At 73.3% G+C, this 24,470-nt stretch carries 22 protein-coding genes; 13 read left to right on the top strand and 9 right to left on the bottom strand.

The genetic code is table 11. The features are described from left to right. Positions 1 to 120 precede the first annotated feature (120 nt). The 3 genes from VKA29_RS26395 (at position 121) to pstB (ending at position 4,095) form a co-directional block, all read left to right on the top strand. The gene (locus tag VKA29_RS26395; protein WP_324788482.1) at positions 121 to 2,115 is read left to right on the top strand and encodes an Ig-like domain repeat protein; all 1,995 of its coding nucleotides are present in this window, start codon (positions 121 to 123) and stop codon (positions 2,113 to 2,115) included. 148 nt (positions 2,116 to 2,263) lie between these two features. Then, positions 2,264 to 3,172: a sortase gene (locus tag VKA29_RS26390; RefSeq protein WP_324788481.1), complete on the top strand. Its 909-nt coding sequence runs from the start codon at positions 2,264 to 2,266 to the stop codon at positions 3,170 to 3,172. Between the two features lie 41 nt (positions 3,173 to 3,213). Then, a complete protein-coding gene (gene pstB, locus VKA29_RS26385; protein ID WP_324788480.1) occupies positions 3,214 to 4,095 on the top strand; it encodes a phosphate ABC transporter ATP-binding protein PstB in 882 nt (293 codons plus the stop codon). A gap of 193 nt (positions 4,096 to 4,288) precedes the next feature. On the opposite strand, the gene VKA29_RS26380 is transcribed toward pstB, so the two are convergent. The 5 genes from VKA29_RS26380 to VKA29_RS26360 form a co-directional block, all read right to left on the bottom strand. Then, positions 4,289 to 5,035 carry a class I SAM-dependent methyltransferase gene (locus VKA29_RS26380; RefSeq protein WP_324788479.1) on the bottom strand — a complete coding sequence of 249 codons (747 nt, stop codon included), beginning with the start codon at positions 5,033 to 5,035 and terminating at the stop codon, positions 4,289 to 4,291. A 17-nt stretch (positions 5,036 to 5,052) separates the two neighbouring features. After that, positions 5,053 to 5,283 (bottom strand): hypothetical protein, encoded by a 231-nt coding sequence (locus VKA29_RS26375; protein WP_324788478.1) that lies wholly within the window; start codon positions 5,281 to 5,283, stop codon positions 5,053 to 5,055. A gap of 468 nt (positions 5,284 to 5,751) precedes the next feature. Continuing rightward, on the bottom strand, positions 5,752 to 6,372 hold the full coding sequence (locus VKA29_RS26370; RefSeq protein WP_324788477.1) for a hypothetical protein: 621 nt from the start codon (positions 6,370 to 6,372) through the stop codon (positions 5,752 to 5,754). Further along, positions 6,369 to 8,069: a PHP domain-containing protein gene (locus VKA29_RS26365; RefSeq protein ID WP_324788476.1), complete on the bottom strand. Its 1,701-nt coding sequence runs from the start codon at positions 8,067 to 8,069 to the stop codon at positions 6,369 to 6,371. The genes VKA29_RS26370 and VKA29_RS26365 overlap by 4 nt, the downstream gene beginning before the upstream one ends. Before the next feature lie 268 nt (positions 8,070 to 8,337). After that, entirely contained in the window at positions 8,338 to 8,652 is a 315-nt protein-coding gene (locus tag VKA29_RS26360) for a hypothetical protein (RefSeq protein ID WP_324788475.1), read from the bottom strand. 257 nt (positions 8,653 to 8,909) lie between these two features. Between VKA29_RS26360 and VKA29_RS26355 the strand changes: the two genes are divergently transcribed. Continuing rightward, entirely contained in the window at positions 8,910 to 9,419 is a 510-nt protein-coding gene (locus tag VKA29_RS26355; RefSeq protein ID WP_324788474.1) for a hypothetical protein, read from the top strand. Between the two features lie 61 nt (positions 9,420 to 9,480). Here VKA29_RS26355 and VKA29_RS26350 read toward each other — a convergent pair whose 3' ends face one another. Next, positions 9,481 to 10,251, bottom strand: coding sequence for an SDR family NAD(P)-dependent oxidoreductase (locus tag VKA29_RS26350; protein ID WP_324788473.1), 771 nt, complete (start codon positions 10,249 to 10,251; stop codon positions 9,481 to 9,483). A 381-nt stretch (positions 10,252 to 10,632) separates the two neighbouring features. Here VKA29_RS26350 and VKA29_RS26345 point away from each other — a divergent pair, with 381 nt between their 5' ends. From VKA29_RS26345 to VKA29_RS26325, 5 genes are all read left to right on the top strand, one after another. Next, positions 10,633 to 10,935, top strand: a complete 303-nt coding sequence (locus tag VKA29_RS26345; RefSeq protein WP_324788472.1) for an antibiotic biosynthesis monooxygenase family protein — start codon at positions 10,633 to 10,635, stop codon at positions 10,933 to 10,935. Positions 10,936 to 10,953: 18 nt separating this feature from the next. After that, a complete protein-coding gene (locus VKA29_RS26340; RefSeq protein WP_324788471.1) occupies positions 10,954 to 12,069 on the top strand; it encodes an ABC transporter permease in 1,116 nt (371 codons plus the stop codon). After that, positions 12,066 to 12,782 carry an ABC transporter ATP-binding protein gene (locus VKA29_RS26335; RefSeq protein ID WP_324788470.1) on the top strand — a complete coding sequence of 239 codons (717 nt, stop codon included), beginning with the start codon at positions 12,066 to 12,068 and terminating at the stop codon, positions 12,780 to 12,782. The genes VKA29_RS26340 and VKA29_RS26335 overlap by 4 nt, the downstream gene beginning before the upstream one ends. A 27-nt stretch (positions 12,783 to 12,809) precedes the next feature. Continuing rightward, positions 12,810 to 13,391 (top strand): helix-turn-helix domain-containing protein, encoded by a 582-nt coding sequence (locus tag VKA29_RS26330; RefSeq protein WP_324788469.1) that lies wholly within the window; start codon positions 12,810 to 12,812, stop codon positions 13,389 to 13,391. A 75-nt stretch (positions 13,392 to 13,466) separates the two neighbouring features. Next, positions 13,467 to 13,979: a TspO/MBR family protein gene (locus tag VKA29_RS26325; RefSeq protein ID WP_324788468.1), complete on the top strand. Its 513-nt coding sequence runs from the start codon at positions 13,467 to 13,469 to the stop codon at positions 13,977 to 13,979. A gap of 6 nt (positions 13,980 to 13,985) precedes the next feature. On the opposite strand, the gene VKA29_RS26320 is transcribed toward VKA29_RS26325, so the two are convergent. Beyond that, positions 13,986 to 14,210 carry a helix-turn-helix domain-containing protein gene (locus tag VKA29_RS26320; protein WP_420718570.1) on the bottom strand — a complete coding sequence of 75 codons (225 nt, stop codon included), beginning with the start codon at positions 14,208 to 14,210 and terminating at the stop codon, positions 13,986 to 13,988. A gap of 340 nt (positions 14,211 to 14,550) precedes the next feature. Here VKA29_RS26320 and VKA29_RS26315 point away from each other — a divergent pair, with 340 nt between their 5' ends. The 4 genes from VKA29_RS26315 to fdh all read left to right on the top strand — a co-directional run bounded on the left by VKA29_RS26315 (position 14,551) and on the right by fdh (position 21,002). Beyond that, positions 14,551 to 14,955 (top strand): hypothetical protein, encoded by a 405-nt coding sequence (locus tag VKA29_RS26315; RefSeq protein ID WP_324788467.1) that lies wholly within the window; start codon positions 14,551 to 14,553, stop codon positions 14,953 to 14,955. Positions 14,956 to 15,455: 500 nt separating this feature from the next. After that, positions 15,456 to 16,457 (top strand): 4Fe-4S dicluster domain-containing protein, encoded by a 1,002-nt coding sequence (locus tag VKA29_RS26310; RefSeq protein ID WP_324788466.1) that lies wholly within the window; start codon positions 15,456 to 15,458, stop codon positions 16,455 to 16,457. After that, positions 16,454 to 17,524: an NrfD/PsrC family molybdoenzyme membrane anchor subunit gene (nrfD, locus tag VKA29_RS26305; RefSeq protein ID WP_324788465.1), complete on the top strand. Its 1,071-nt coding sequence runs from the start codon at positions 16,454 to 16,456 to the stop codon at positions 17,522 to 17,524. The genes VKA29_RS26310 and nrfD overlap by 4 nt, the downstream gene beginning before the upstream one ends. A 217-nt stretch (positions 17,525 to 17,741) precedes the next feature. Beyond that, entirely contained in the window at positions 17,742 to 21,002 is a 3,261-nt protein-coding gene (gene fdh, locus VKA29_RS26300) for a formate dehydrogenase (RefSeq protein WP_324788464.1), read from the top strand. A gap of 246 nt (positions 21,003 to 21,248) precedes the next feature. Here fdh and VKA29_RS26295 read toward each other — a convergent pair whose 3' ends face one another. Further along, entirely contained in the window at positions 21,249 to 22,403 is a 1,155-nt protein-coding gene (locus tag VKA29_RS26295; protein ID WP_324788463.1) for an enolase C-terminal domain-like protein, read from the bottom strand. Further along, entirely contained in the window at positions 22,400 to 24,199 is a 1,800-nt protein-coding gene (locus VKA29_RS26290) for a thiamine pyrophosphate-requiring protein (protein ID WP_324788462.1), read from the bottom strand. Before VKA29_RS26290 ends, VKA29_RS26295 begins: the two co-directional genes overlap by 4 nt. Between the last annotated feature and the right edge of the window lie 271 nt (positions 24,200 to 24,470).

The raw sequence follows: 24,470 nt of genomic DNA, 5'->3' as shown, positions 1-24,470 counted from the left end.
CTTCGGGGGCCCGCACCCCCCACAGACGGCCGTCCGCCCCGAAAGGGAGTCGGGGCGGGCGGCCCGTACCACCCTGCCAGATCACCCTGCTCACTCCGCACTACCCTCAGGAGACTCTCGATGCGCAGAACGCGCTCCACTGCGGTGCTCGTCGCCGCGGCCGTGGTGTCCGGCGGCCTGGTTCTGACCAGCCCGGCGTACGCCGACCCCACCCCCGCCGGGACCTACCGTCAGCTCGTCGGCGTGGGCTCGGACACCACGCAGGACGTGATGAACGCGCTGGCCGGCGACACGGTCAACGGCAAGAGCTACGCGGGCACCGCCGTGAAGTCGGCGGACGGCGCGGGAATCGCCTCCTACGACGCGATCGAGCCCGGCACCGGCTCCACCTCCTCGACGATCAAGACCCGCTCCGACGGCCCGTCCTTCCTGCGCCCGAACGGCTCCGGCAAGGGCCGCCTCGCCCTGAGCGAGTCGCTGACCGGCGACAAGTACCCCGACTCCGCCGGCGCCTCCATCAAGGGCCAGGTGGACTTCGCCCGCTCCTCGGCCACCCCGAGCACCTCGGGCACCGCCCTCACCTACATCCCCTTCGCCCGGGACGCGGTGGGCGTCGCGGTGAAGGGCTCGGCGCTGGACACCCTGACGGTGGACCAGCTGCACGACATCTACTCCGGCTCGCTCACCCAGGTCGGCGGCCAGACCGTGCACCCGAAGATCCCGCAGAGCGGCTCGGGTACCCGCAAGTTCTTCCTGTCGGCGATCGGCCTGACCGACGCGACGCTGTCCCCGAACGTCCCGACCGTGCAGGAGAACCAGGGCGACGCCGCGCTGACCGAGGACGGCGCGCTGGTGCCCTTCTCCGTCGGCAGCTGGATCGCGCAGGTCAACGGCGTCGCCCCGGACTACACCAAGGACGCGGCCGCCGCGGGCGGCCACCTGGCGGCGGTGCGGCTGCCCGGCGACAGCGGCGCCACCACCCCGGTGACGACGGTGAACGGCAAGCTCTCGCCGGTCACCGCCTACTACGAGAACTCCACCTTCGGCCGCGACGTCTACAACGTCGTCCCGAGCCGGGCGATCGACCCGACCAGCATCTTCTTCGACAAGGACCTCTACGACGTCTTCGTCACCAGCGGCAGCCACACCGCCGAGCTGGCCTCCGACGCCGCCGAGCAGGTCATCGCCGCCTTCGGCTTCGTGAACGAGCCGTACAACGGCTCCACCAGCGTGGCCAGGCACGCCAAGCTGGGCGGCCTGGAGGAGTCGGGCATCGACACCTCGACGCCGGCCGCGCCCGGCCTGAAGGCCACCCTCGGCGACGCGAGCGTCAAGCTGACCTGGACGGCGCCCGCCGCCACCGGGCTGCCGGTGACCGACTACCGGCTCACGCTGACCCGTTCGGACGGCAGCGTCGCGGCCGTCAAGGACGTCCCGGCCACCACCACGTCGTACACCTTCGGCGACCTGGCCCTCGGCGGCTGCACGGCCACCGTCTCGGCCGCCAACCTCAACGGCACCGGCGCCGCCGCGTCCTGGACCGGCACCGTCAAGTACGGCAGCACCACGACGGCGAGCGCGCCCAAGACCGCGTACGGCAAGGCCCCGAAGGTCGCCGTCACCGTCACGGGCACGCACGGGGTGGTCCCGACCGGCACGGTGACCGTGAAGGAGGGCTCCACCACGCTGGGCACCGGCACCCTGAACAGCTCCGGCAAGGTGACCGTCAGCCTGTCGAACCACCTCAAGGTGGCCACGCACACGCTGACGGTCTCCTACGGCGGCAACGGCAAGCTCCTCGCCTCGAAGACGAGCGTCCGCCTGACGGTCACCAAGGCCACGCCGACCGTCACCACCTCCGCGCCCACCACGGTCAGCCACACCGCGCACGCCAAGGTCACGGTGAAGGTCGCCGCGACCGGCACCACGCCGACCGGCACGGTGCGGATCTACGAGGGCACGCGGGTGATCGCCACCGGCACCCTGAGCGGCGGCAAGGTGACCGTCACCCTGCCCCTGCTGAGCCGCGGCTCCCACACCCTGCACGCCTTCTACGCGGGCTCCTCGACGGTGTCCGCCAAGAGCGGCGCGAACTTCACCGTCAAGTCCACCTGACACCACCGCCCGGGGGACCGCCGTACCGCGGTCCCCCGGGCCGGCCGGACTCCACCCGAACCCCGTCCGAACCCCATCCGAACCCCACGACGCGCGATACCGCCGCAGCCGGCGACAGCGCCATGACCAGCGAAGGAGGCGGGCCGCCGTGACGGTCGCCGTGCAGACCACGCTCACATCGTCCCCCGCACGGCCACGGGTACGGGCCGCCACCGCCGTCCGCCATCTCGCCCGGGGCGCCCTGCTCAGCGTCGCCGCCCTGCTGCTGGGCGTCACCGTTCAACTGCTGCTGATCAGCGGGATCCAGGAACGCTCCGCGCAGCACGCCGCGTTCGACCGGTTGCGGGGCGAACTCGCCCTGGGCACCGCTCCGGTGGCCCAGGCCGACCAGCAGGGCGCGCTGCTGGCGCCCGGCACCCCGCTCGCCCTGATCGAGATCCCCGCGATCGGTGTCCGGCAGGTCGTCCGCGAAGGCACCGACTCCACCGTCCTGACCGGCGGCCCCGGACACCGCCGGGACACCCCGATGCCCGGACAGGCCGGCAGCAGCGTGCTGATGGGCCGCGCGGCGGCGTACGGCGGCCCGTTCGGACGCCTGGAGCGGCTCACCGCCGGAGACACCCTCACGGTGGTCACCGGCCAGGGCAAGGCCCGCTACCGGGTGCTGGACGTGCGGCGGGCGGGCGACCCGGCGCCCGCGGCACCGGCGGCCGGCAAGGGCCGCCTGGTGCTGGTGACGGCCACCGGTCCGCGCTTCATGCCGGGCGGCGTGCTGCGCGTCGACGCCGACCTGGTCTCCGCGGCCTTCCAGACCCCGGCCGCCGTCATCCGCCCCGGCACGCTGCCGGAGTCCGAACAGCCGCTGGCCCGCCCGGCCGGGGTGCCGTGGCCGCTGGTGATGTGGCTGCAGGCGCTGCTGGCCGCCGCCGTGGCCGCCGTCTGGGCCTGGCACCGCTGGGGCAGGCAGCAGACCTGGATCGTCTTCGCCCCGGTCGTCGCCGTGCTGGGCCTCGAGGTGGCCACGCGCGCGACCGAACTCCTGCCGAACCTGCTGTGACCGCCCGCCCGCCCAGCCCCGCCGTGAACCGAGGTATCGAGATGACGGACACCACCTGCACCCCGACCGACGCCCTGGCCGGTGCCCCGGCCGACGCACTGGCCGACACCGCCGTGCTGCCTTCCGCGGCCGGCGGGCCGGCCGTCGCCCCCGCCGCCCTCGAAGCCCGTGCCGTGTCGGCCTGGTTCGGCAGCCACCAGGTGCTGAGCCGGGTGTCCCTGACGATGCCCGCCGGGCAGGTCACCGCGCTGATCGGCCCGTCCGGCTGCGGCAAGTCGACGTTCCTGCGCACGCTCAACCGCATGCACGAGCTGATCCCGGCGGCGCGGTTCGGCGGAGAGGTGCTCTTCGAGGGGGAGGACATCTACGGCCCCGGCCGCCGCCTGACCGACGCCCGCCGCCGCATCGGCATGGTCTTCCAGAAGCCGAACCCGTTCCCCGCGATGTCGATCTACGACAACGTGGTGGCGGGGCTGAAGCTGACGGGCACCCGCGCGCACCGCCGCGAGAAGGACGGTCTGGTGGAGGAGTCGCTCACCCGGGCCGGCCTGTGGAAGGAGGTCCGCGACCGTCTCCGTCAGCCGGGCGGCGCGCTCTCCGGCGGCCAGCAGCAGCGGCTGTGCATCGCCCGCGCGCTGGCGGTACGCCCCCGGGTGCTGCTCATGGACGAACCGTGCTCGGCGCTGGACCCCACCTCGACCCGCCGGGTGGAGGAGACGATCCACGAACTCGCCGGCGAGGTGACCATCGTGATCGTCACGCACAACATGCAGCAGGCCGCGCGCGTCTCCAGCCAGTGCGCGTTCTTCCTCGCCGAACAGGGCACCCCGGGCGGCATCGTCGAGCACGGACCCACGGACCGTATCTTCGCCAGTCCTCAGGACACCCGCACCGCGGACTACGTGGCGGGCCGCTTCGGCTGACGCGGCGAGCCGGCCGAAGCGGCCCCGCCGCCGCGGCGGCGGGTGCGGCGGCCGGTGCGGCGGTGGTGGCGGCCGGTGCGGGGTCCGAGCGGTGGGGTGACGGCGGCCGGTGCGGGGTCCGAGCGGTGGGGTGACGGCGGCCGGTGCGGGGTCCGAGCGGTGGGGCGTCCGGACCCCGCACGGGACGGGAGTGTCAGCGCTTCATGAGGGCGAAGACTCCCCAGCCGAGGTATTCACGCGTGGAGCGCGCGTAGCGGGCGGGCTCGGTGGTGAGTTCCTCCCGTACCTCGGGGGCCAGTTCGTCGTCCGGGTTCAGGTCGAGCCAGCGGCGCAGGCTGAGCCACTGGGCCGCGGCGTACCGGTCCCAGCTGTCCTGGTCGGCCAGCACCATCTCCACGACGTCGTACCCGAGATCCTGGAACTGCTCGATCAGGTCCGGGAGTCGCACGAAGTCGGCGATGCCGGTGGCGTGGCAGGCCTCGGCGGTCTCCTCGTCCGGAGGGGTCCGCCGCCAGTACGGCTCGCCGATCAGCATCAGGCCTCCCGGACGGAGGCTGCGGTCGAGCAGCTCGGTCGTCCCGGGGACGCCGTTCCCGATCCATGTGGCGCCGACACAGGCGGCCAGATCGACCGGCTGGTCCGCGACATGGCCGGCGGCGTCACCGTGGACGAACTCGACCCGGTCGGCGACGCCGAGTTCGACGGCGCGGGCCCGGGCGCGCTCGGTGAAGACCGTGCTGATGTCCACTCCGGTGCCCGTGATCCCGTGGTCGCGCGCCCAGGTGCAGAGCATCTCGCCCGAGCCGCTGGCCAGGTCGAGCATCCGGGTCCCGGGGGCGAGGCGGAGCGCTTCGCCCAGGGCGGCGAGCTTGGCCGGGGTCAGCGGGTTGTGGATCCGGTGGTCGCTCTCGCGGATGGTGAAGATGCGGGGAAGGTCCATGACCAGGTTCCTTTCCGTCATGCCTTGCGGTGGGGGGAGCGGTTGACCGCGCATCGCAGGCGCGCGGTGTCCTTCATGGGCCGCTGCCGTTCGGCGCGCGGCAGCGCGTCGGTGCGGGAGGCGGCGTCCCGGGCGGGCTCGGCCGAGGGCGCGAGCGGGACGGCCGTGCCGGACGGGGCGGCAGCGAGGACGTCCGTGCCCTCGCCGGTGGCGGCGATGCCGTACAGACCGTGCTCGGCCCGCGCCACGCGGCCCGGGACCGGTCCGCCGGACCGCGACGGGGTGAGGGCGCGCTCACGTTCCGCGTCCCGGCCGTGGCCGGCCGGATTCGGGACGCGCGCGGGAGAAGAGAGCGCGGATGCGGGTGAAGTGGGTTGACGAGACAACGTGGAGACCCTTGAAAGGGGGCCCCGCCGGACGGCAGGCGCGCCGGTACCGCTCCCACCGGGGAGGAAGGCGGCCGAAGGTCAGGACGTGGCCCGGGAAGTGAGGATGATCCGGGCACCGCGCACAGCGGTGGTCTCCATGACAGTCATCGACTCACCTCCTTCGGTCTCCGTCGGCGAAACGTTGTCGCCGGCCCGACATTACACCCGCCGTGGACCCGACGGCGATCACGTAACCCCGCTCCCGGCACACGGCGGCGAGACGAGGCCGAGGCCGACGGCACACTGAGCTGCTCGCGCCGTCGCGGCGGCACCGGGAGAAGCGGGCCGTCAGGAGTGGTCGGCGCAGCAGGGTGTGGGCTCGGGTACCTCGAAGGGCGCGAGGGTGCCGCCGGCGGCCGGGACCAGGGCGAGGGTCAGCCGCCCGTCGCGCCATTCGGGCCGTACGTGGTCGCGGGTGTGCACGCGGGTGGCCGGGTCGGGCCCCGGCCCGTCGGCCGGCGCGCCGACCACCGTGAGCCGGTCGACGGCGGTCAGGGTGAGCAGGTCGGCCGCGGTGACGGTACCGGTGAGGTGATCGACTCCGGGGTAGAGCACGGCCCGGCCGCCGCGCCGGGCGGTGTGTTCCGCGGCGGCGAGTGCGGCCGTGCGGGCCGCCGTGAGCGGTCCGTGCGTACGGTCCCCGAGGGCCGCGCCCAGTTCCGGCACGTCCAGGGCGGCCAGTCGCCGCCATGCCGCCTCGGCCGCGCCGGCGTCGGGCGGGGCGAGGGAGACGGCGGTGCCCCGCCGGTCGTCGGTGCGGATCAGATGGGTGCAGGCGATCGTCCCGGCCGGGAGGCCGAGCCGGTCCGCCAGGTGGTGGACGAGGTGGTCGGCCTCGCGCAGACTCGCCGTCCCGGCGTCCACCCCGATGACGGGGCGGACGCCGGACACGGTGCGGGGTGCGGTCATGCGGGCAGGACCCACATCGGGTTGGAGTAGAACCACAGGTCCTTCCACGGGTCCGCGTCGCCGAGGACGTCCATGGCGGGGCCGGCCGGGTCGACGGAGGAGCCGCCCAGGCCGACGGCGGTGCGGTTGCCGTCGGTGCCGCGCAGCCGCACGTACACCGGCTTGTCCACGGGGCCGAGCGAGTACGTCAGCCGGACCGCGCCGGTGGCCTTGTTCACCTCGAAGGACTTCACGACCCTGGTGTTCGGCGTGGTGAAGGTGTCCTTGTCCGACACCGGCCCGGTGACATCGCCCTGGATGACGTCGACGCGGGCCAGCGTGGGCACGAACTGCGCCCAGTTGGGGCCGTTCGCGAGACTGATCTCGACGACCAGCTCGACCTCGCTGCCGCGGCGCACCTGGAGCATCCCGCCCAGGGTCACCGCCCGGCCGGCGGAGCGCAGTTGCGCGTTCAGGCCGCTGATCAGGCCGCCGTGGTCGACCCAGACGCGGCCGGCCCGGATGCCGTCCATGACCGCCTGGTAGGAGAAGGACGCGGCGCCGACATGGGTGCGGGAGTACTGGCCCGGCCAGTAGTCGCCGTCGCCGAGGTTGAGCCCGCCGCCGTGGACAGGGTCGTTGTAACGGCCGTTGCCCGCGAAGTCGCTGTTCGGACCGCGGACGGAGGTGTCGGCGTAGACGCTGTGGGAGTCGGAGTTGGCGGTGATCCACCAGGGCTTGCCCTCGGCGAGCAGGCTGTCCCACAGGCCGCCGACGGTGGCGGTCATCCAGTCGAAGCCGCCCCAGGTGCGGTAGCTCTCCAGCGGGTACGCCGCGAACGAGTCGGCGCTGGGGCTGTTGTCGTAGTAACCGCGCCCGGAACCGGGGCCGTCGGGGGCGGCGATGCCGGCGGCCTGGTGGCCGGGGGCGCCCTCCATGCCGACCGCGATCGAGGGCTGCGCGTCCCGCCAGCCGCGGATCTCGTGCGGGGAGTCGATGCCCTTGCGGGCCGGGTGGTTGGCCAGGAGCAGCGCGTCCTTGACCTTGCGCCGCTGCACCTGCTCGGCGAGGAAGTCGATGCCCGCGATGGCCAGCGCCTCGTTCGTGGCCGTACCGGCGGTGGCGCCCTTGACGCTGCCGTCGAAGGAGTTCTCGAACTCCCTCAGTACCGCGACCTCGTTCTTGCCGGGGTGGACGAAGACGGTGCCGTGCTCGGCGGCCGGGATGTTCCACTCCAGGCCCTGGAAGACCAGCGTGTCCTCGATCTGGTCGCGGGCGGCGACGATGTCCGGGTTGACCTTCTCCACGCCGATCTTGGCGTGGGTGACGCTGCCGTGGTCGGTGATGACCATCCAGTCCAGGCCGTGCGCGTTCGCCTGCCGGACGTGGTCGATGACGCGGTACTTGCCGTCCGAACTGTGCTGGGTGTGGATGTGGTGGTCACCGGCCAGCCACAGGTACCGGCCGGAGCGTGAGGTGTGCGTGGTGGGCATCGCCGCGGTCGACGCGGCCGCCTCTCCCGCGCCGCCGAGCACGCCGCCCGCCGCGAGTCCGGCGCCGAGCAGCCCGGCGCGGCGCAGCATGGACCGCCGTGAGTGCTGGCCGGGCGTCAGCTCCTCGTCGGGGATCGACGTGTCGAGGGCGGGCGGCAGGGACGAGAGGTCCTCGTCCCCGTGGTGATGGTGGTGGTGATGGCCGTGGTGGTGGCCGTGGCTCATGTTCGACTCCCGCGGGACGGCAGGCGCGTACGTGCTGGGACGCGCCCAGTGTGAGAAGCCCGCCTGAACGCCTGGAGGCCGAACGGTGCTGGGGCGAGGAACCCCTGATGTGCAGCGAGAGCTTTTCGGCCACCGGCGCCTGACCGGCGGCCCTGGCGGGCCGGTACCGCCGCCTGCGGCCCGCCGGGAGCACGGTGGGCGGCTCACGGCCCGCCAGAACGCACGTGATGGGCCGCTCACGGCCCGCCAGGAGCACGTGATGGGCCGCTCACGCGTCCCCGTCGGTGCCCCGCAGCCACGCCCCGCCTTGCCGGCTGACGATGACCCAGCCGTCGTCCGCGCCGTAGCGCAGGTCGGCCACGAGGTACATGTGGTGGCGCAGCCAGGCCACGGCCTCACTGACCGCGCCCATCGCGGCCGGGTCCTTGCGGTGCTGTCTGCGTATCGACCGCACCCAGTTGTCCAGGTTCAACGGCGGCTTGTCCAGAAGCAGGTCGTTCAGCAGCAGGCGGGCCAGCGCGTCGACGGGCAGTGCCGTCAGTTTCTCACCGGGCATGGCGAGCAGGGCAAGGCGGCTTGACATGAGGCACCTCTCGGTGGGTGGTTGAGGGCAGCGGGGAGCGCGGGGTCGGCGGGGGCGTCGGCCCGAGCACCCGGGCGGTGATCGCCGGAGAGAAGACAACCACGCACAGGGTGACGTGTGTATCCGATCGGCCGTCCCGGACCCGGGCTCCGTGCGGGCAGTTCGGGGCCGTCGGGTGTGTAGCCTGTGCGTGCCCCCCACGCACACCGGTCGATCCGTCGTATCCGACGTATCCGTCTCAGGGGATGAGGGGCCAGATGGAGCGGTTGTACAAGCGCGGCAGCAGAGCCTGCGGGCCGCAGGACATCGAGCCGGACACGCGTGCCGCGATCGCCGCGCACGCGGAGGACCGCTCCCTCGGCGACGTCCTGGCGAACGCGGTGGCCTGCTGTGACACCGTCAGCACGCGCCTGTACAAGGTGGGACTGTTCTCGCGGCTGAAGGGCATGGCTGATCCGGACCCCGAGCACCGCACCGTGGCCCTGTTCACCGACCGCCATCTGGTGGTCGCGGTGGCCCGGGAGTCCACCGGTACCACCGTCTTGTCCGCCCGGCTGGACGGCATGAGCCTGTCCGGGCGCAGCGCCGTGGCCGACCGCTACCCGGGCCAGGTCCTCGTCCCGGAGGACAGCGGAATCAGCGTCAACGCCCACTGGTCCGGGCAACCGGAGTACGGCGCCTACTACGTCGCGCTCGGCGACGACGCCGACGGGCGGGACTTCCTCGACGGGCTGCGCAAGGCGGTCGCGGCCGCACAGCGGAGCTGATCCGCGGTCAGGCGGAGCCGGCGCGCGCGTCGGCTCCGCCCCGGCCGGCGCCGGGCGGGGGTCAGCTCCGGGGCCAGGTCTCGGGGAGGCCGTGACCGCCGTCGGCCACGAGGACCGAGCCGGTGACGAACGAAGCCGACTCGTGCGCCAGGAACAGCACGCAGGCGGCGATCTCCTCGGGTGTGCCGCTGCGCCCGATGGGGCCCGCCGCGGCGGCCTCCGCCTCGAACTCCAGCTGTGAGCCGGTCGCGACGTAGCCGGGCGCCACCACGTTCACGGTGACGCCGTCCCCGACGACCTCCAGGGCGAGCGCCCGGGAGAGTCCCACCAGTCCCGCCTTCGCCGCGGTGTACGTGGCCTGCCCGGGCATCGCGTTGACCGTGCCGGTGGTGGAGCCGATGGAGACGATGCGGCCGTACCCGGCCGCGCGCATCGGGGGAACGACGGCCCTGGACATCAGGAAGGCCGTCGTGAGGTTGCGGGCCAGCGCCGCGTTCCACTCGGCCAGCGACAGGGCGGCGACCTCCTCCTCCGCGTCCCAGCCGGACGTCACCGACGTCATGCCGGCGTTGTTCACCAGCACGTCCAGCCGGCCCCAGCGTTCCAGCGCCGCCCGCACCAGGGCGTTCGCGCCCTCCTCGACGGTCAGGTCGGCCACGACGCCGACGGCGGCCTCACCGATCTCCGCGGCACGCTGGTGGATCCGCTCGGACGTGGCGCCCAGCACCACCCGGCAGCCCTCCGCCGCCAGTGCCCGGGCGACGGCCATGCCGATGCCGTCGGGGGCGCCGGCGCCCGTGACGATCGCCACGCGATCCTGGTAGCGGGCCATGGCCGTCACTGTTCACCCCTGTCTTTCCCGCGTGCGGGTCTGCTTGTCGTGCCTCGCCCGACGCGGCCTCGCCCGACTCAGCCTCATCGCACGGCAGCCTCGTCGCACGCAGCTTCGTCGGACGCAGCCTCGCCGGACCGCATGCCGACGTCACTGTGCCTGAGTCTGCGCTGCCCGCACAAGGCTGGACAAAGGAAAAGCGTAGTTCCACGACCCGTTCGTCACTGATTTCGCGGCCGAAGCGGTCAGATCATGCCGAAAACGTCGCCCGACCTCCGCACCAAGGTTGCTGACAGTTGCGTCGGGAAAAAGCGTTAGGATGCTGACACAGGCGTCGGCAAACCTCCGTCGGACGGCCTGTCCCCGTTGTGAGAAGTGGAGATGCACATGTACACGGTGATGAACCGGATCCCGGTCCCCGGGCCGGCCGCGGCGGCGTTCGAGGAGCGATTCGCGGCGAGCATGCGCGAGACGCTGTCCGGGGTCGACGGGCTGCTCTCCGCGCGCCTGCTGCGTCCGGGACAGGAGGGCGGAACCTACGTCGCGGTGATGGACTTCACCACCAAGGACGCGTTCACGGCCTGGATGCGGTCGGATGCGTTCCGCGCGGCGCACGGGCCGTCCACGCAGGGGATGTCCAGCGAGGTGGAGACGTTCGAGACCGTCACCGCCGTCGGCGCCTGAGCGGGAACGGATCCGCACATGTTCCTCGCCATGCGTGACCTGCGGTTCGCCCGCGGTCGTTTCGCGCTCGTCGGTGCCGTCGTCGCCCTGATCGCGGTACTCGGCGTCATCCTGTCCGGACTCGCCAGCGGCCTGGCCGACGCCGGCATCTCCTCCCTGCGCGCCCTGCCGGTGACGCACCTCGCCTTCTCCAAGTCCGCCTCCGGAGAGCTGTTCTCCCGCTCCACCGTCACCCGCGAGACCTGGCAGGCCTGGGCCGGCCGGCCAGGGGTGCGCAAGGCCGAGCCGCTCGGCCAGCAGCTCGCGCACGCGCAGCTCGCCCGCGGCCACAAGCAGCTCGACCTGGCCGTCTTCGGAGTACGGCCGAACGGCTTCCTCGCCCCCGAGCCCAGCTCCGGCGCGCCCCTGTCCTCCCGGCCGGACGGCATCCTCATCAGCCAGGAGATCGCCGACGACGGCGTCAAGATCGGCGACCGGCTCACCGTCGGCGGCGCGGACACCGAGTTCACCGTCGTCGGCGCGATCGGTCACGCCTCCTTCGGCCACGTCGGCGTCGTCTACGCGCCGCTGCCGCTGTGGCAGAAGCTCCACTACGGGCTCCCCGGACCGCTTCCGGCCGCCGCCACCGGCCAGGCGACCGCCGTGGCCCTCCAGTTGTCCTCAGGCGCCGACGTCGCCGCGATCGACCGGAAGCTGGGCACCCACACCACCGACAAGGCCGGCGCCTTCGCCGCCTCCCCCGGCTACACGGCCGAGTCCAGCACCATGTCCCTGATCCGCGGCTTCCTCTACGCGATCTCGGCACTGGTCGTCGGTTCCTTCTTCACCGTGTGGACCATCCAGCGCCGCCAGGAGATCGCCCTGCTCAAGGCGATCGGCGCGAGCACCGGCTACATCCTGCGCGACGCCCTGATCCAGGCCGCCGCCGTCCTCACCGCCGCGACCGCCGCCGGAACCGCCGTCGGGCTGGCCCTCGGGGGAGCCATGAACGGCTCGGCGCCCTTCGCGCTCAAGCCCGATCAGGTCACCATGGCGGCGGTCCTCCTGATCGTCCTCGGCCTGGCCGGCGCCGCGGTCGCGGTCCGCCGCATCACCAAAGTGCAGGCCCTCACCGCCCTCGGAGCCGACCGATGACCAGCCCCTCCCCCGCCTCCGCGGCCGCCGGCACCGACCCGGCCCCCGCGTCCCTGCGCCTGACCGACGTCACCCTGCGCCTGGGCAGCGGCCAGCAGCAGGTCACCGCCCTCGACCAGGTCAGCCTGACCGTCTCCCCCGGGCAGTTCCTCGCCGTCACCGGGCCCTCCGGCTCGGGCAAGTCCAGCCTGCTCGCGGTGGCCGGCGGCCTCCAGACGCCGTCCGAGGGCACCGTCCACGTGGCCGGCACCGACCTGACCACGTTCAAGGAACACCAGCGCACCGCCCACCGGCGGCAGCACATCGGCTACGTCTTCCAGCACGCCAACCTGCTGGCCTCCCTCACCGCCCGTGAGCAGCTCCTGCTGCCCGCGCACATCGCCGGGAAGCTGGACGCCGCCACCCGCCGCCGCGCCGACGAACTGCTGGAAGCGGTCGGCATGACCCAGCGCGCGGACCGGCGCCCGCACCAGCTGTCCGGCGGTGAACGCCAGCGCATCGGTCTGGCCCGGGCGCTGATCCTGGCCCCCGAGGTGCTGCTCGTGGACGAGCCGACCTCCGCCCTGGACCGCGCCCGTGCCCGCGACGTCGTCGACCTGCTCGCCGAACAGACCCGGGTCCGCAACACCGCCACGGTCATGGTCACGCACGACACCGAGATACTGGACACCGCCGACCAGGTCCTGCACCTGCGGGACGGCCGGCTGACCTGACCAACGCTTCGGAAGGCAACCCGCACCATGCCCAAGATCAGTGCCGCAACCGTCGCCGAGCACCGCGCCCAGCAACGGGCCGCACTGATCCGGGCCGCCACCGACATACTGGTCGAACAGGGCGCCGCCGCCGTCACCCCGGCGGCGGTCGGCGCCCGTGCCGGGCTGGCGCGCTCCAGCTTCTACCAGTACTTCCCCTCCAGCGCCGCGCTGCTGGCCGCCCTCGTCGAGGAGTCCTTCACCGCCGCCAACACCTCCATCGCCGAGTCGCTGGAGGGCGAGGCCGAGCCGGCCGCCCGGCTCGACGCCTTCATCCGCACCGAACTCCGCCTCGCCGCGCAGGGCATGCACCGCCCCGCCGCGGCGCTCATGCGCGCCGACCTCCCCCGCGAATGCCGCGACCGCGTCGAGGAACTCCACCAGCTCCATTACGCGCCCCTCCTGAGCGCCATCGCCGAGGTCGGCCCCGTCAACCCCCGGCTGACCACGCAGCTCGTCGGCGGACTGCTCCAGGCCGCCATGAACGCGGTCGAGGACGGCGCCGACCCTGGCGACGTCGGCGAGCACACCCTTGCTCTGCTCCGGCTCGGCCTGCACGGACTGCGCTGATCACCCGTCCGACCTGACGGTCCTCCACCGGAACGGGTACACGTGCAGGGCACCCACCCGACCCTGGAGGTACCCATGCACCTGAAGGCCGCGTTCACCGCGCACCCGCCGGCGAATCGAGCGAAGACGTACGCGGCCACGGCGAGCGCGGTGGCCGCGACGGCCGTGCTGGGCGGGCTGGCGGTGGACGCCGACAGTCCGTGGTACCGCCGACTGGACAAACCGCGCTGGCAGCCGCCGAGCCGGGCGTTCGGCCTGGTGTGGACGCCCCTCTACGTCTCGATCGCCGCCGCGTCGGGCCGGGCGCTGCTGCGGGCGCGGCCGGAGCAGCGCCGTCGTCTCACCCGCAGTCTGGCGGGCAACCTGGCGCTGAACGCGGGCTGGAACTGGCTGTTCTTCGGCTGCCGCAGCACCCGCGCCGGGCTGGCGGGAACCCTCCTGCTCGACGTCGGCAACGTTCACCTGATCCGCCGTACGGCCGCCGCGGACCGGCCGGCCGCACGGGCCCTCCTGCCGTACGCGGCCTGGTGCGTCTTCGCCACGGCGCTGAATGCCGACCTCGCCTACCGCAACCGGGCCCGGGGCTGAGGGCGGTCACCCGGCCGCCTGTCCCGTCGCGGAACCGCCATGTCCGCCCGGTGGGACACCGGCCGGGGCCCCCACCCGGACGGCCCGCGCGGTCTCCCGGTACTCGCTGGGCGACAGCCCGGTGGCCGCCCGGAAGGTGCGGGTGAACTCGGCGGGACGGGGAAACCCCCACCGGGCGGCCACGGAGCGGATGCCGTGCTGGGCCGGCGAGGGGTCGGCCAGGTCGCGCAGGGAGCGCTGGAAGGAGTCCGCCTTGATGTCCGCCGCCGGCTGTCCGTACGAGAAACCGCCCGTCGCTCTTCCCTCCTCGACGAGCCGCCCGCCCGCCCGGGCGGGCGGCGGCAGGCGTGCTCGGGTCGGCGCACCCGGCGGCGCACAGAAGAGACGACGACCCGGCCCCGCGGGACACGGCGCTCACCCGCCCGGGTGTTCAAGACCGGGTGCCGGCGGGGAACCCGTGACCTCAAGACGTTCGGAGAAGACTCGGAGAAGACTCGGAGACGGCGCGGAAGGGACGCGGAACGAGCCGCGTCAGCGGACCGTCCGGCCCACCCACCCCCAGGGAGCACCGATGTGGAAGCGCAGGAAGGCCGCCGGGGCCGCTCGGACGATCCGCCTGGAGCTGTGCGACCTGTGCGCCGCCACGTTCCCCGGCAGTGAGGCGGTGACCGGGTACGTCCCCGACTCCTCCGCCGTGCACCCGGCCGACGACTGGTTCGACGGCTTGCGCCGCCTGACGGCCTGCTGCGACGCGCACTTCGACGCCCTGAGCCGGACCTACCGGGACCGGCCCTTCGTCCAGGAGGAACTCTGGGCTGCGAAGATCACCCGCGCTCTGACCTCCGGCCCGCCGGTCCTCACGACCGAGCAGCTCGGCTGCCGGACAGGGCTGCACGAGCCGGAGATCCGACGCGCCGTCGCCTGGCACAACGAGCGGCTCAGGCGGAACCGGACCGGGCGCCCGCCGTCGCGGTGATCCGCTGCCGGACGGAGCCCGCGGCGAGGCGTCCGAGAGCTGGCGTGCGTCGCCGCACAGTGGAACTCCGGCCGGTCCGGCGCGGCGTCCCGTCCACCATGCACTCCGGCAGCACCGGCCCCCGGGCGGCGAGCGCGCCCTCCCGGACCCGGCCCACCTGGCCCCGCCGGTCGCAGCGGACCACGGGCAGGCCGTACGAGACGGCGGGAGCACATGGGCGGCAGCACGCCGGCGCCGGGTACCGGCAGGCGCGCACCCTGCTGCCGCCGACCGGGGTGGACCGGATTCCCGTGCGTGACGCGCCGCGACCCCGGGCACACGGCACGGAGGCGTGGCGCTGGTTGCGCGGGCACCGTGTCCGCGACGCGCCGAGCCGGTGGTACGTCGCGAAGCGGGTGGAGCTGCCCGCCTCCGACGAGCGGCGGCGCCGCATCGAGGTCGTCCGGGCCGGCCCCGGCCGGGCGGAAGAGGCCGACCAGTCTGAGCGAGGAGGTCCGGGCATGACGGACGACACGGCCGTACCGGCGGACGGGACCGGCACGCCGGCGGGCGGGACCGGCGCGGGACCGGCCCGCGGCGACGACCTGCTCTCCGGCCCGCAGCCCGCGGTGGCACACGCGGCCGGGTACGCCGACGCCCCGCCCCGCGTGGGCTTCTTCACCGACACCTCCGTGTGCATCGGCTGCAAGGCGTGCGAGGTGGCGTGCAAGGAGTGGAACGCGATCCCCGAGGACGGCCTGGAACTGACCGGCATGTCCTACGACAACACCCAGGGCCTCGGCGCCAGTACCTGGCGGCACGTGGCCTTCATCGAGCAGCGCAAACCGCTGGGCGGGCCGGAACCCGGCGCCGGCCACGAGGCCGTCGACGTCTTCGCGGCCGCCGGGGAGCTGGGCACCTCCGCCTCCTCTCCCGTGGCTCCGGACGGGCGCACCGAGCTTCGCTGGCTGATGTCCTCCGACGTGTGCAAGCACTGCACCCACGCGGCCTGCCTCGACGTGTGCCCGACCGGTTCGCTGTTCCGCACCGAGTTCGGCACGGTCGTCGTGCAGGAGGACGTGTGCAACGGCTGCGGCTACTGCGTCCCCGCGTGCCCGTACGGCGTCATCGACCAGCGCCCCGAGGACGGACGCGTCTGGAAGTGCACCCTGTGCTACGACCGCCTCGGCGTCGGTATGGAACCGGCCTGCGCGAAGGCCTGCCCCACCGACTCCATCCAGTTCGGCCCGCTGGACGAACTGCGGGAGCGAGCGGCATCCCGGGTCGCGCAACTGCACGCGGCCGGGGTTGCGGACGCGCGCCTGTACGGCGAGGACCCGGCCGACGGCGTCGGTGGCGACGGCGCGTTCTTCCTGCTCCTCGACGAGCCGGAGGTCTACGGCCTGCCGCCGGACCCGGTCGTCACCACCCGCTCCCTGCCCGCCATGTGGCGGCACGCGGCGGCCGCCGCCGCGTCGCTGGCCGCCCTGGCCGCCGTCAGCTTCGTCAGGAGGCCGCGATGACCGGATCCGACGTCACCCGCGAGGGGGTCCAGGGCGCTGTTCCCGGACGTGACGCCGTCACGGGGCCGCAGGCCGGGCGCCGTCGGCGGCGGCGCGGGCGCGGGCGCGGGCGCGGCGAGCGGGCCATGGTGCCGGACGCCGAGTTCTCCTCGTACTACGGCAAGCCGATCCTGAACAAGCCGACGTGGAAGGCCCTCGACATCGCGGGCTATCTCTTTCTCGGCGGACTCGCCGGGGCGTCGTCGCTGCTGGCCGCCGGGGGGCAGCTGACGGGCCGCCCCCGAACGGCCCGGGCGGCGAAGCTCGGAGCGGCGGGCGCCATGTCCCTGTCGCTGGCGGCGCTGGTGCACGACCTGGGCCGTCCCGCCCGCTTCGTCAACATGCTCCGGATCTTCAAGCCCACCTCGCCGATGAACCTGGGGTCCTGGCTGCTGGCGGCCTACGCACCGCTCACCATGGCCGCCGCTGCCGTCGATGTCGCGGGCCGCCACCGGGTGGTCAGGGCCGCCGGAACCGCCGCCACCGGGGGCGCCGCCGTGCTCGGCCCGGCGGTCGCCACCTACACCGCCGTGCTGATCTCCGACACGGCGGTGCCGTCGTGGCACGAGGGTCACCGCGAGATGCCGTTCGTCTTCGCCGGCTCGGCCGCCACCGCGGGGGCCGGGCTGGCCCTGGCCTGCGCGCCCGTGCGGGAGACCGGGCCGGCGCGCCGCCTGGCCGTACTGGGCGCCGCGCTGGAGCTGGGCTCGTTCCGGTTGATGAAGCGGCGCATGGGGCCGGTGGCCGAGCCCTTCGAGCAGGGCGCGCCGCGCCGGCTGCTGCGGTGTGCGGAGGCGCTGACGACGGGCGGCGCCGTGCTGGCGTCGTACGCGGGCCGCCGCGACCGCACCGGCGGCCGGGCGCGGGTGCTCGCCGCGGGCGCGGGTGCGGCCCTGCTGACCGGTTCGGCGCTCCTGCGGTTCGGCGTGTTCCACGCCGGCGTGGCCTCCGCCGAGGACCCCAGGTACACCGTCGTACCGCAGCGGGCGCGGCTGGAGGCGCGGGCACGGTCCGGCGGCGACGGCTGAGCCCTTCGTGGTGGCCGGGGACGTGGATCAGGCCGGAGCCGTGCGGGGTGAACGGCCGGCCGGAGGTGTGGGCGCCCGCGAGCGGACACACCGCCGCCGGGAGTGCCCGGGGATCCGGACGGGCCACCAGCCGTGCGCGAGGGCCCCGGTTTCGGGTCCGGCCGCCCGGGTACTCCACCGTTCCTCGTCGAAGGGCACCACCGAAAGGTGAGACGTCATGGGCGTCCGCACATGGATCGACTCCTGGCCTGTCTACCGCCAGCTCAAGGGGACGGACCCGCTGGGCCGCGGGGCCGCCGCCAAGAGCGCGGCGAGCGCCCGCCCGACCGCTCGCGTCGCCACCGCCGACCGCGTGGTGAAGTCGATCTGCCCCTACTGCGCGGTGGGCTGCGGCCAGAACGTCTACGTCGAGGACGGCCGCGTCACCCAGATCGAGGGCGACCCGGACTCCCCCATCTCCCGCGGCCGCCTGTGCCCCAAGGGTTCGGCCAGCCTCCAGCTGACCACCGGAGACGCCCGCGAGCACCACGTGCTGTACCGACGCCCGCACGGCACCCGCTGGCAGCGCCTGGACCTGGACACGGCGATGGAGATGATCGCCGACCGGGTCGTCGAGACGCGCCGGGCCGGCTGGCAGTGGGAGGTCGACGCGGCCCGCACCCGGCGCACGCTCGGCATCGCGAGCCTGGGCGGGGCCACGCTCGACAACGAGGAGAACTACCTGATCAAGAAGTTGTTCACCGCCCTGGGAGCGGTGCAGATCGAGAACCAGGCGCGGGTTTGACACTCCTCCACGGTTCCCGGTCTGGGGACCTCGTTCGGACGCGGCGGCGCGACCACCTTCCAGCAGGACCTGCAGCACTCCGACTGCATCGTCATCCAGGGCTCGAACATGGCCGAGTGCCATCCGGTCGGGTTCCAGTGGGTGATGGAGGCCAAGGCCCGCGGAGCGAAGGTGATCCACGTGGACCCGCGTTTCACCCGCACCAGCGCGCTGGCCGACGTGCACGTGCCGCTGCGGGCGGGCAGCGACATCGCCTTCCTCGGCGGGATCATCAACCACGTCCTGCGCAGCGACAAGTACTTCCGCGACTACGTGGTGGCGTACACCAACGGGCCCGTCGTCCTGCGCGAGGACTTCCGCGACCCGGAGGACCTCGACGGCGTCTTCTCCGGCCTCGACCCCGACACCCGCAGCTACGACAACAGCAGCTGGCAGTACGCGGGCACGCAGGTCCAGGCGGCGTCCGGCGAACGGGACCAGGGGTACGACGAGCGCACCCGCGGCGGCAATTCGGTGGCGGAGGCGGCGCGCGGCGAGGCCCACGGGTCGGGCGGCGCGGACATCGGCGAGGGCGAACCCGAACGGGACGAGACGCTCACCCACCCGCGCTGCGTCTTCCAGGTGCTCAAGCGGCACTACGCCCGCTACACGCCCGAGGCGGTCGAGGAGATCTGCGGTGTGCCGCGGGATCTGTTCCGGCAGGTGTGCGAGCTGGTCACGGAGAACTCCGGCCGGGACCGCACCACCGCCTTCGCCTACGCGGTCGGGTGGACGCAGCACACCGTGGGCGTCCAGTACATCCGCGCGGCGTCCGTCCTGCAGAGCCTGCTCGGCAACATCGGCAGGCCGGGCGGCGGCATCCTCGCCCTGCGGGGGCACGCCTCCATCCAGGGCTCGACGGACATCCCCACCCTGTTCAACCTGCTGCCCGGCTACATCCCGATGCCGCACGCCCACCAGCAGCAGGACCTGGACACGTTCGTACGGGCCGAGGCGGCCCGCAAGGGCTACTGGGGCAACATGCGGTCGTACCTCGTCAGCCTGCTCAAGGCCTACTGGGGAGAGGCCGCGACCGCGGAGAACGACTTCTGTTTCGACTACCTGCCGCGGCTGACCGGCTCCCACTCCACCTACGAGACGGTGATGGCCCAGCTGGACGGCACCTGCAAGGGCTACTTCCTCATGGGCGAGAACCCGGCGGTCGGCTCCGCCAACGGCAAGCTGCAGCGCCTGGGCATGGCCAACCTGGACTGGCTCGTCGTACGGGACTTCTCCCTCATCGAGTCGGCCACCTGGTGGAAGGACGGTCCCGAGATCGAGACGGGTGAGCTGCGCACCGAGGACATCGCCACCGAGGTGTTCTTCCTGCCGGCCGCCGCGCACACCGAGAAGGACGGCAGCTTCACCAACACCCAGCGGCTGCTGCAGTGGCACCACCGGGCCGTGGAACCGCCCGGCGAGGCGCGCAGCGACCTGTGGTTCACCTACCACCTCGGACGGCTGGTCCGGCAGAAGCTCGCCGCGTCCACCGACCCCATGGACCGGCCCGTGCTGGACCTCACCTGGGACTACCCGACGACGGGCGAGCACGCCGAGCCGGACGCCGAGGCCGTCCTCGCGGAGATCAACGGCCACGACGCCGAGGGCGACCCGCTGGCCTCGTACGAGCAGTTGCGCGACGACGGCTCCACGGCCTGCGGCTGCTGGATCTACTGCGGCGTCCACGCCGACGGCGTCAACCAGGCCGCGCGCCGCAAGCCCGGCGGGCAGCAGAACTGGGTCGCGGGCGAGTGGGGCTGGGCCTGGCCCGCCAACCGCCGCATCCTCTACAACCGTGCCTCCGCCGACCCGGACGGCAGGCCGTGGAGCGAACGCAAGGCGCTGGTGTGGTGGGACGCGGAGCGGGGCGAGTGGACCGGCCACGACATCCCGGACTTCAGGAAGGACACGTCCCCCGGGTACCGGCCGCCGGCCGGCGCCACCGGGCCCGAGGCCCTGTCCGGCACCGACCCGTTCGTCATGCAGGCCGACGGCAAGGCGTGGCTGTACGTGCCGTCCGGCCTCACCGACGGTCCCCTGCCCACCCATTACGAGCCGCAGGACTCGCCCTTCCCCAACCTGCTGTACGGCCGGCAGCGCAACCCGGTGCGGCAGTTGCTGCCGCCCCACCCGGACAACCGCTACCAGCCCAGCGGCGACGCGCCCGGCTCGGAGGTGTTCCCGTTCGTGGCGACCACCTACCGGCTGACCGAGCACCACACCGCGGGCGGCATGTCGCGCTGGCAGCCGTACCTGGCGGAGCTGCAGCCGGAGTTCTTCTGCGAGGTCTCCCCCGGACTCGCCGCCGAGCGCGGTCTGGCGCACACCGGCTGGGCGACGATCGTCAGTGCCCGCGGGGTGATCGAGGCGCGGGTGCTGGTCACCGACCGTGTGCCGCCCCTGACCGTGCACGGACGCACGCTGCACCAGGTGGGACTGCCCTACCACTGGGGGCCGAACGGCTACAGCACCGGGGACGCGGCCAACGAGCTGATGCACGTCTCCCTCGACCCCAACACCCACATCCAGGAGACCAAGGCGTTCGCCGTCGACATCCGGCCGGGACGCCGGCCCAGGGGCCCGGCCGCCGTGGAACTGGTCAAGGGCTACCGGGTACGGGCCGGCATCGACGACCGCACCGGCACGGAGCCCTGACCCCGGCCGCCGACGGGCCGACAACCCCGGTCGCCGAAGTGCGGACGCCGAGCCGGCGACCGGCGACCGGCGACCAGTGTCCGGCAGACCGGCGACCGGCGACCGGTGACCGGTGTCAGGGAGACCGGCGTCCAGCCGCGGGGCGGGCAGCGCGGTGGGCGGGCAGCGCGGCGGCTCGAACGGCCGCGCGACCGGCCGGCCGCCCTGTCGCGGGCGGGTGTCGGCCGGTTCCCCGTCGTGGCCGGGTCAGGCGGGGCGCGCTCCGTACACGCGGTAGGGCTCCGCGTCGGCCCACTTGACCTCCAGTCCGAGGCCGGGCCGTCCGGGGTCGGGCCGCAGGGCGCCGCCCTCGGGCGCCAGGGTGCCGTCGAACAGCAGTCGCTCGACGCGGACGTGGTCGTGGAAGTACTCCAGGTGCCGCAGCCGGCGTACCGCGCAGAAGACGTGGGCGGAGAGCGCCGGGGCGCAGTGGGCGGACAGGTCGAGGTGGCGGGCCGCCGCCAGGCCGGCCACCTCCAGCACCGCCGTGACGCCTCCGCAGCGGGTCACGTCGGCCTGCAGGCAGTCCACCGCGGGGGGCTCCAGGAGACCGACGAAGTCCCGCGTCGTGAAGGCGTACTCGCCCGCCGCGATCTCCAGGCGCTCCGGGCCCCGGTCGCGCAGCATGCGCAGCCCTTCCAGGTCGGCCGAGCTGACGGGCTCCTCCAGCCATCGCACGTCCCATTCGTCGTGGAACCTGCGCGCCCAGTACAGCGCCTCCTTGCGTTCGAGCGCGCCGTTGGCGTCCGTGAGGATCTCCGGCTCGTCGCCGATCGCCCTGCGGACGGCCGTCAGCCGCTTCGGGTCACGCCCCGGATCGCGCGAAGTCTTGAGCTTCACCCGGGGAATGCCCTGGCCGACCCATCCGGCGAGCTGCTCGGTGAGCCGGTCGAGCGGGTAGTTGGTGAATCCGCCGCTGCCGTAGACCGGCACCCGGTCGTGGTAGGCGGGCAGGAGCCGGATCAGCGGCAGGCCCAGCAGTCTCGCCTTGAGGTCCCACAGCGCCACGTCGACCGCCGAGCGGGCCATGGCCCCGACACCGGGCCGGCCCGCGTTGCGGATCGCCGTCCCCATGCGGTGCCACAGCAGCGGCGGCGCGGTGACGTGCTCTGCCTCGATCAGCGGGGCGAGCTGCGAGACCACGAAGGAGGCGACCGACACGTCGCCGTAGGTGTAGCCGATTCCGGTGGTGCCTGCGGCGTGCACCCGGACCAGGACCATGGTCGTGGCTTCCCACTCCAGCGTGCCGTCCTGTTCCCTGCCGTCGGGGCCGTCGGTGGGCACCTCGAAGGCGTGCACGTCGACCGCGTCGATACGGCACTCCTCCAGTCCCGCCGCTCCGGCGGACGCCGCACCGGTCACGAAGACCGCCCCGGCACGTGCGCCACCGCCTCGGTGATCTTCTGGCGTACGCCCTTCGCCGCGATGCCCACACCCTCCGGGTCCCGCACGGCCGCCTTGGCGGCCTTCTTGGCCTGGGTGGTCATGATGTGCGGCGGGATCGGCGCGATCTCCGGATCGACCTTGAACTCCAGCACCACCGGCCGGTCACTGGACAGCGCCTCGTCCCACGCCTTGCCGATCTTCCTCGGCTTGTCGCAGTACACGCCCTTGAGGCCGATGAGTTCGGCGTACCGGGCGTACGGGATGTCCGGGATGGCCTGGGAGCCGGGGAACTTGGGGTCGCCGGCCATGGCGCGCTGTTCCCAGGTGACCTGGTTGAGGTCCTGGTTGTTGAAGACGCAGAAGACGAACGGCGCCGGGCCGGACAGCCGGTCCAGGTACCGCTTGACGGTGATCATCTCGTTCATGCCGTTCATCTGGAAGGCGCCGTCCCCGATGAAGGCGATGACCGGCCGGTCGGGGTAGGCGAAACGGGCGGCGATGGCGTACGGGGTGCCCGGCCCCATGGTGGCCAGCGTCCCCGACAGCGACGCCTGCATCCCCCGGCGCAGTTTCAGGTGGCGCGCCCACCAGTTGGTGCCGGAACCGGAGTCGGCGGTCAGGATGACGTCGTCCGGCAGCCGGGGCGAGAGTTCCGCGGCCACCGCCTCCGGGTTGATCGTCTTGCCGAAGTGCTGGTCGGCCCGTTTCCGGCAGATCGTGTTCCACTCGGCGACGTCCTTCTCGATCTTCTTCCGCCAGCCGCGGTCCTCCTTGCGGCGCAGCAGCGGCAGCAGGGCCCTGAGGGTCTCCTTGGCGTCCCCGACGAGGTGGGCGTCCATCGGGTAGCGGATCCCGATCATCCGCCCGTCGATGTCGATCTCCACACCGTGGGCCTGGCCCTCGTCGGGCAGCCACTCCGAGTACGGGAAACTGCTGCCGATCATGAAGAGGGTGTCGCAGCCGCGGATCATGTCGTCGCTGGCCTTGCTGCCGAGCAGCCCGATGGGTCCGGTGACGAACGGGAGGTCGTCGGGCAGCACCTCCCGGCCCAGCAGCGCCTTCGCCACGCCGGCGCCGAGCAGTTCGGCCGCCTCGACGACCTCCTCCTGCGCGTGGGCGGCCCCCTGGCCGATGATCATGGCGACCTTGCGGCCGGCGTTCAGGACGCCGGCCGCCCTGCGCAGCTCCGCCTCGTCGGGCAGCAGGATCGGGCGGCTCCAGCCGACGCTGGAGAACACCGACCCGTGCTTCTTCGGCGGCGAGGGCTGGGCGTCCTCCTCCTGCACGTCGCTGGGGACGATGACGGTGGCGACGCCGCGGGTGGTGAGCGCGGTCTTGAACGCCCGGTCGACGACGTGCCGGACCTGCGCCGGGTGCGAGACGGTCTGGCAGAACTCGGACACGTCCGCGAACAGTTGCTGAAGGGCGATCTCCTGCTGGTAGTGCGCGCCGAGCGACAGCCGCTTCTGCTGGCCGACCACGGCGACGACGGGCTGATGGTCCAGCTTGGCGTCGTACAGGCCGTTGAGCAGATGCACCGCTCCGGGCCCCGACGTGGCGACGCAGCAGCCGACTTCGCCGGTGAACTTGGCGTGGGCGCAGGCCATGAAGGCCGCCATCTCCTCGTGCCGGGCCTGGATGAACTCGGGCTCCCCCTGCGCCCGGTCGAAGGCGCCGAGCAGCGCGTTGATCCCGTCGCCGGGATAGCCGTACACCCTGTGCACGCCCCACTCCCGCAGGCGCTGCAGCACGAAGTCGGCGACCAGCGTCATGACGTACTGCCTCGGACGCAGCTGTGATGTGACCAGTGGGTGACCCGCGGCCCGGACGCGTAAACGGTGCGGCGCGGTCCGCCACTCCGCTGGACCGGGACGTGCCCCGCCGTGTCGGCGCCGGGACCGCCGTCCCGGCCCGGGTCGGGCGCCCCCCGTCACCCCGTTGGCGGCCGACTCCTCGCGGCCCCGGATCACGGTGTGTTTCATGGCATGCGTAACGGGTGACTTGCAGGGACCGGGTGGACAGCCCGGCTCCCCGAGGGTCCCG

The organism is Streptomyces sp. H51 (assembly GCF_035656535.1).
GTDB lineage: Bacteria > Actinomycetota > Actinomycetes > Streptomycetales > Streptomycetaceae > Streptomyces.
The sequence above is the reverse complement of the archived record's forward strand: the minus strand, read 5'-3'. Positions and strand labels throughout refer to the sequence as shown.

Bases quoted from the DNA above. Each gene is read 5' to 3' on its own strand.
- VKA29_RS26395 (WP_324788482.1), top strand. From the start codon at position 121: ATGCGCAGAACGCGCTCCACTGCGGTGCTCGTCGCCGCGGCCGTGGTG.
- pstB (WP_324788480.1), top strand. From the start codon at position 3,214: ATGACGGACACCACCTGCACCCCGACCGACGCCCTGGCCGGTGCCCCG.
- VKA29_RS26380 (WP_324788479.1), bottom strand. From the start codon at position 5,035: ATGGACCTTCCCCGCATCTTCACCATCCGCGAGAGCGACCACCGGATC.
- VKA29_RS26370 (WP_324788477.1), bottom strand. From the start codon at position 6,372: ATGACCGCACCCCGCACCGTGTCCGGCGTCCGCCCCGTCATCGGGGTG.
- VKA29_RS26365 (WP_324788476.1), bottom strand. From the start codon at position 8,069: ATGAGCCACGGCCACCACCACGGCCATCACCACCACCATCACCACGGG.
- VKA29_RS26360 (WP_324788475.1), bottom strand. From the start codon at position 8,652: ATGTCAAGCCGCCTTGCCCTGCTCGCCATGCCCGGTGAGAAACTGACG.
- VKA29_RS26355 (WP_324788474.1), top strand. From the start codon at position 8,910: ATGGAGCGGTTGTACAAGCGCGGCAGCAGAGCCTGCGGGCCGCAGGAC.
- VKA29_RS26350 (WP_324788473.1), bottom strand. From the start codon at position 10,251: ATGGCCCGCTACCAGGATCGCGTGGCGATCGTCACGGGCGCCGGCGCC.
- VKA29_RS26345 (WP_324788472.1), top strand. From the start codon at position 10,633: ATGCACATGTACACGGTGATGAACCGGATCCCGGTCCCCGGGCCGGCC.
- VKA29_RS26340 (WP_324788471.1), top strand. From the start codon at position 10,954: ATGTTCCTCGCCATGCGTGACCTGCGGTTCGCCCGCGGTCGTTTCGCG.
- VKA29_RS26335 (WP_324788470.1), top strand. From the start codon at position 12,066: ATGACCAGCCCCTCCCCCGCCTCCGCGGCCGCCGGCACCGACCCGGCC.
- VKA29_RS26330 (WP_324788469.1), top strand. From the start codon at position 12,810: ATGCCCAAGATCAGTGCCGCAACCGTCGCCGAGCACCGCGCCCAGCAA.
- VKA29_RS26325 (WP_324788468.1), top strand. From the start codon at position 13,467: ATGCACCTGAAGGCCGCGTTCACCGCGCACCCGCCGGCGAATCGAGCG.
- VKA29_RS26315 (WP_324788467.1), top strand. From the start codon at position 14,551: ATGTGGAAGCGCAGGAAGGCCGCCGGGGCCGCTCGGACGATCCGCCTG.
- VKA29_RS26310 (WP_324788466.1), top strand. From the start codon at position 15,456: ATGACGGACGACACGGCCGTACCGGCGGACGGGACCGGCACGCCGGCG.
- nrfD (WP_324788465.1), top strand. From the start codon at position 16,454: ATGACCGGATCCGACGTCACCCGCGAGGGGGTCCAGGGCGCTGTTCCC.
- VKA29_RS26290 (WP_324788462.1), bottom strand. From the start codon at position 24,199: ATGACGCTGGTCGCCGACTTCGTGCTGCAGCGCCTGCGGGAGTGGGGC.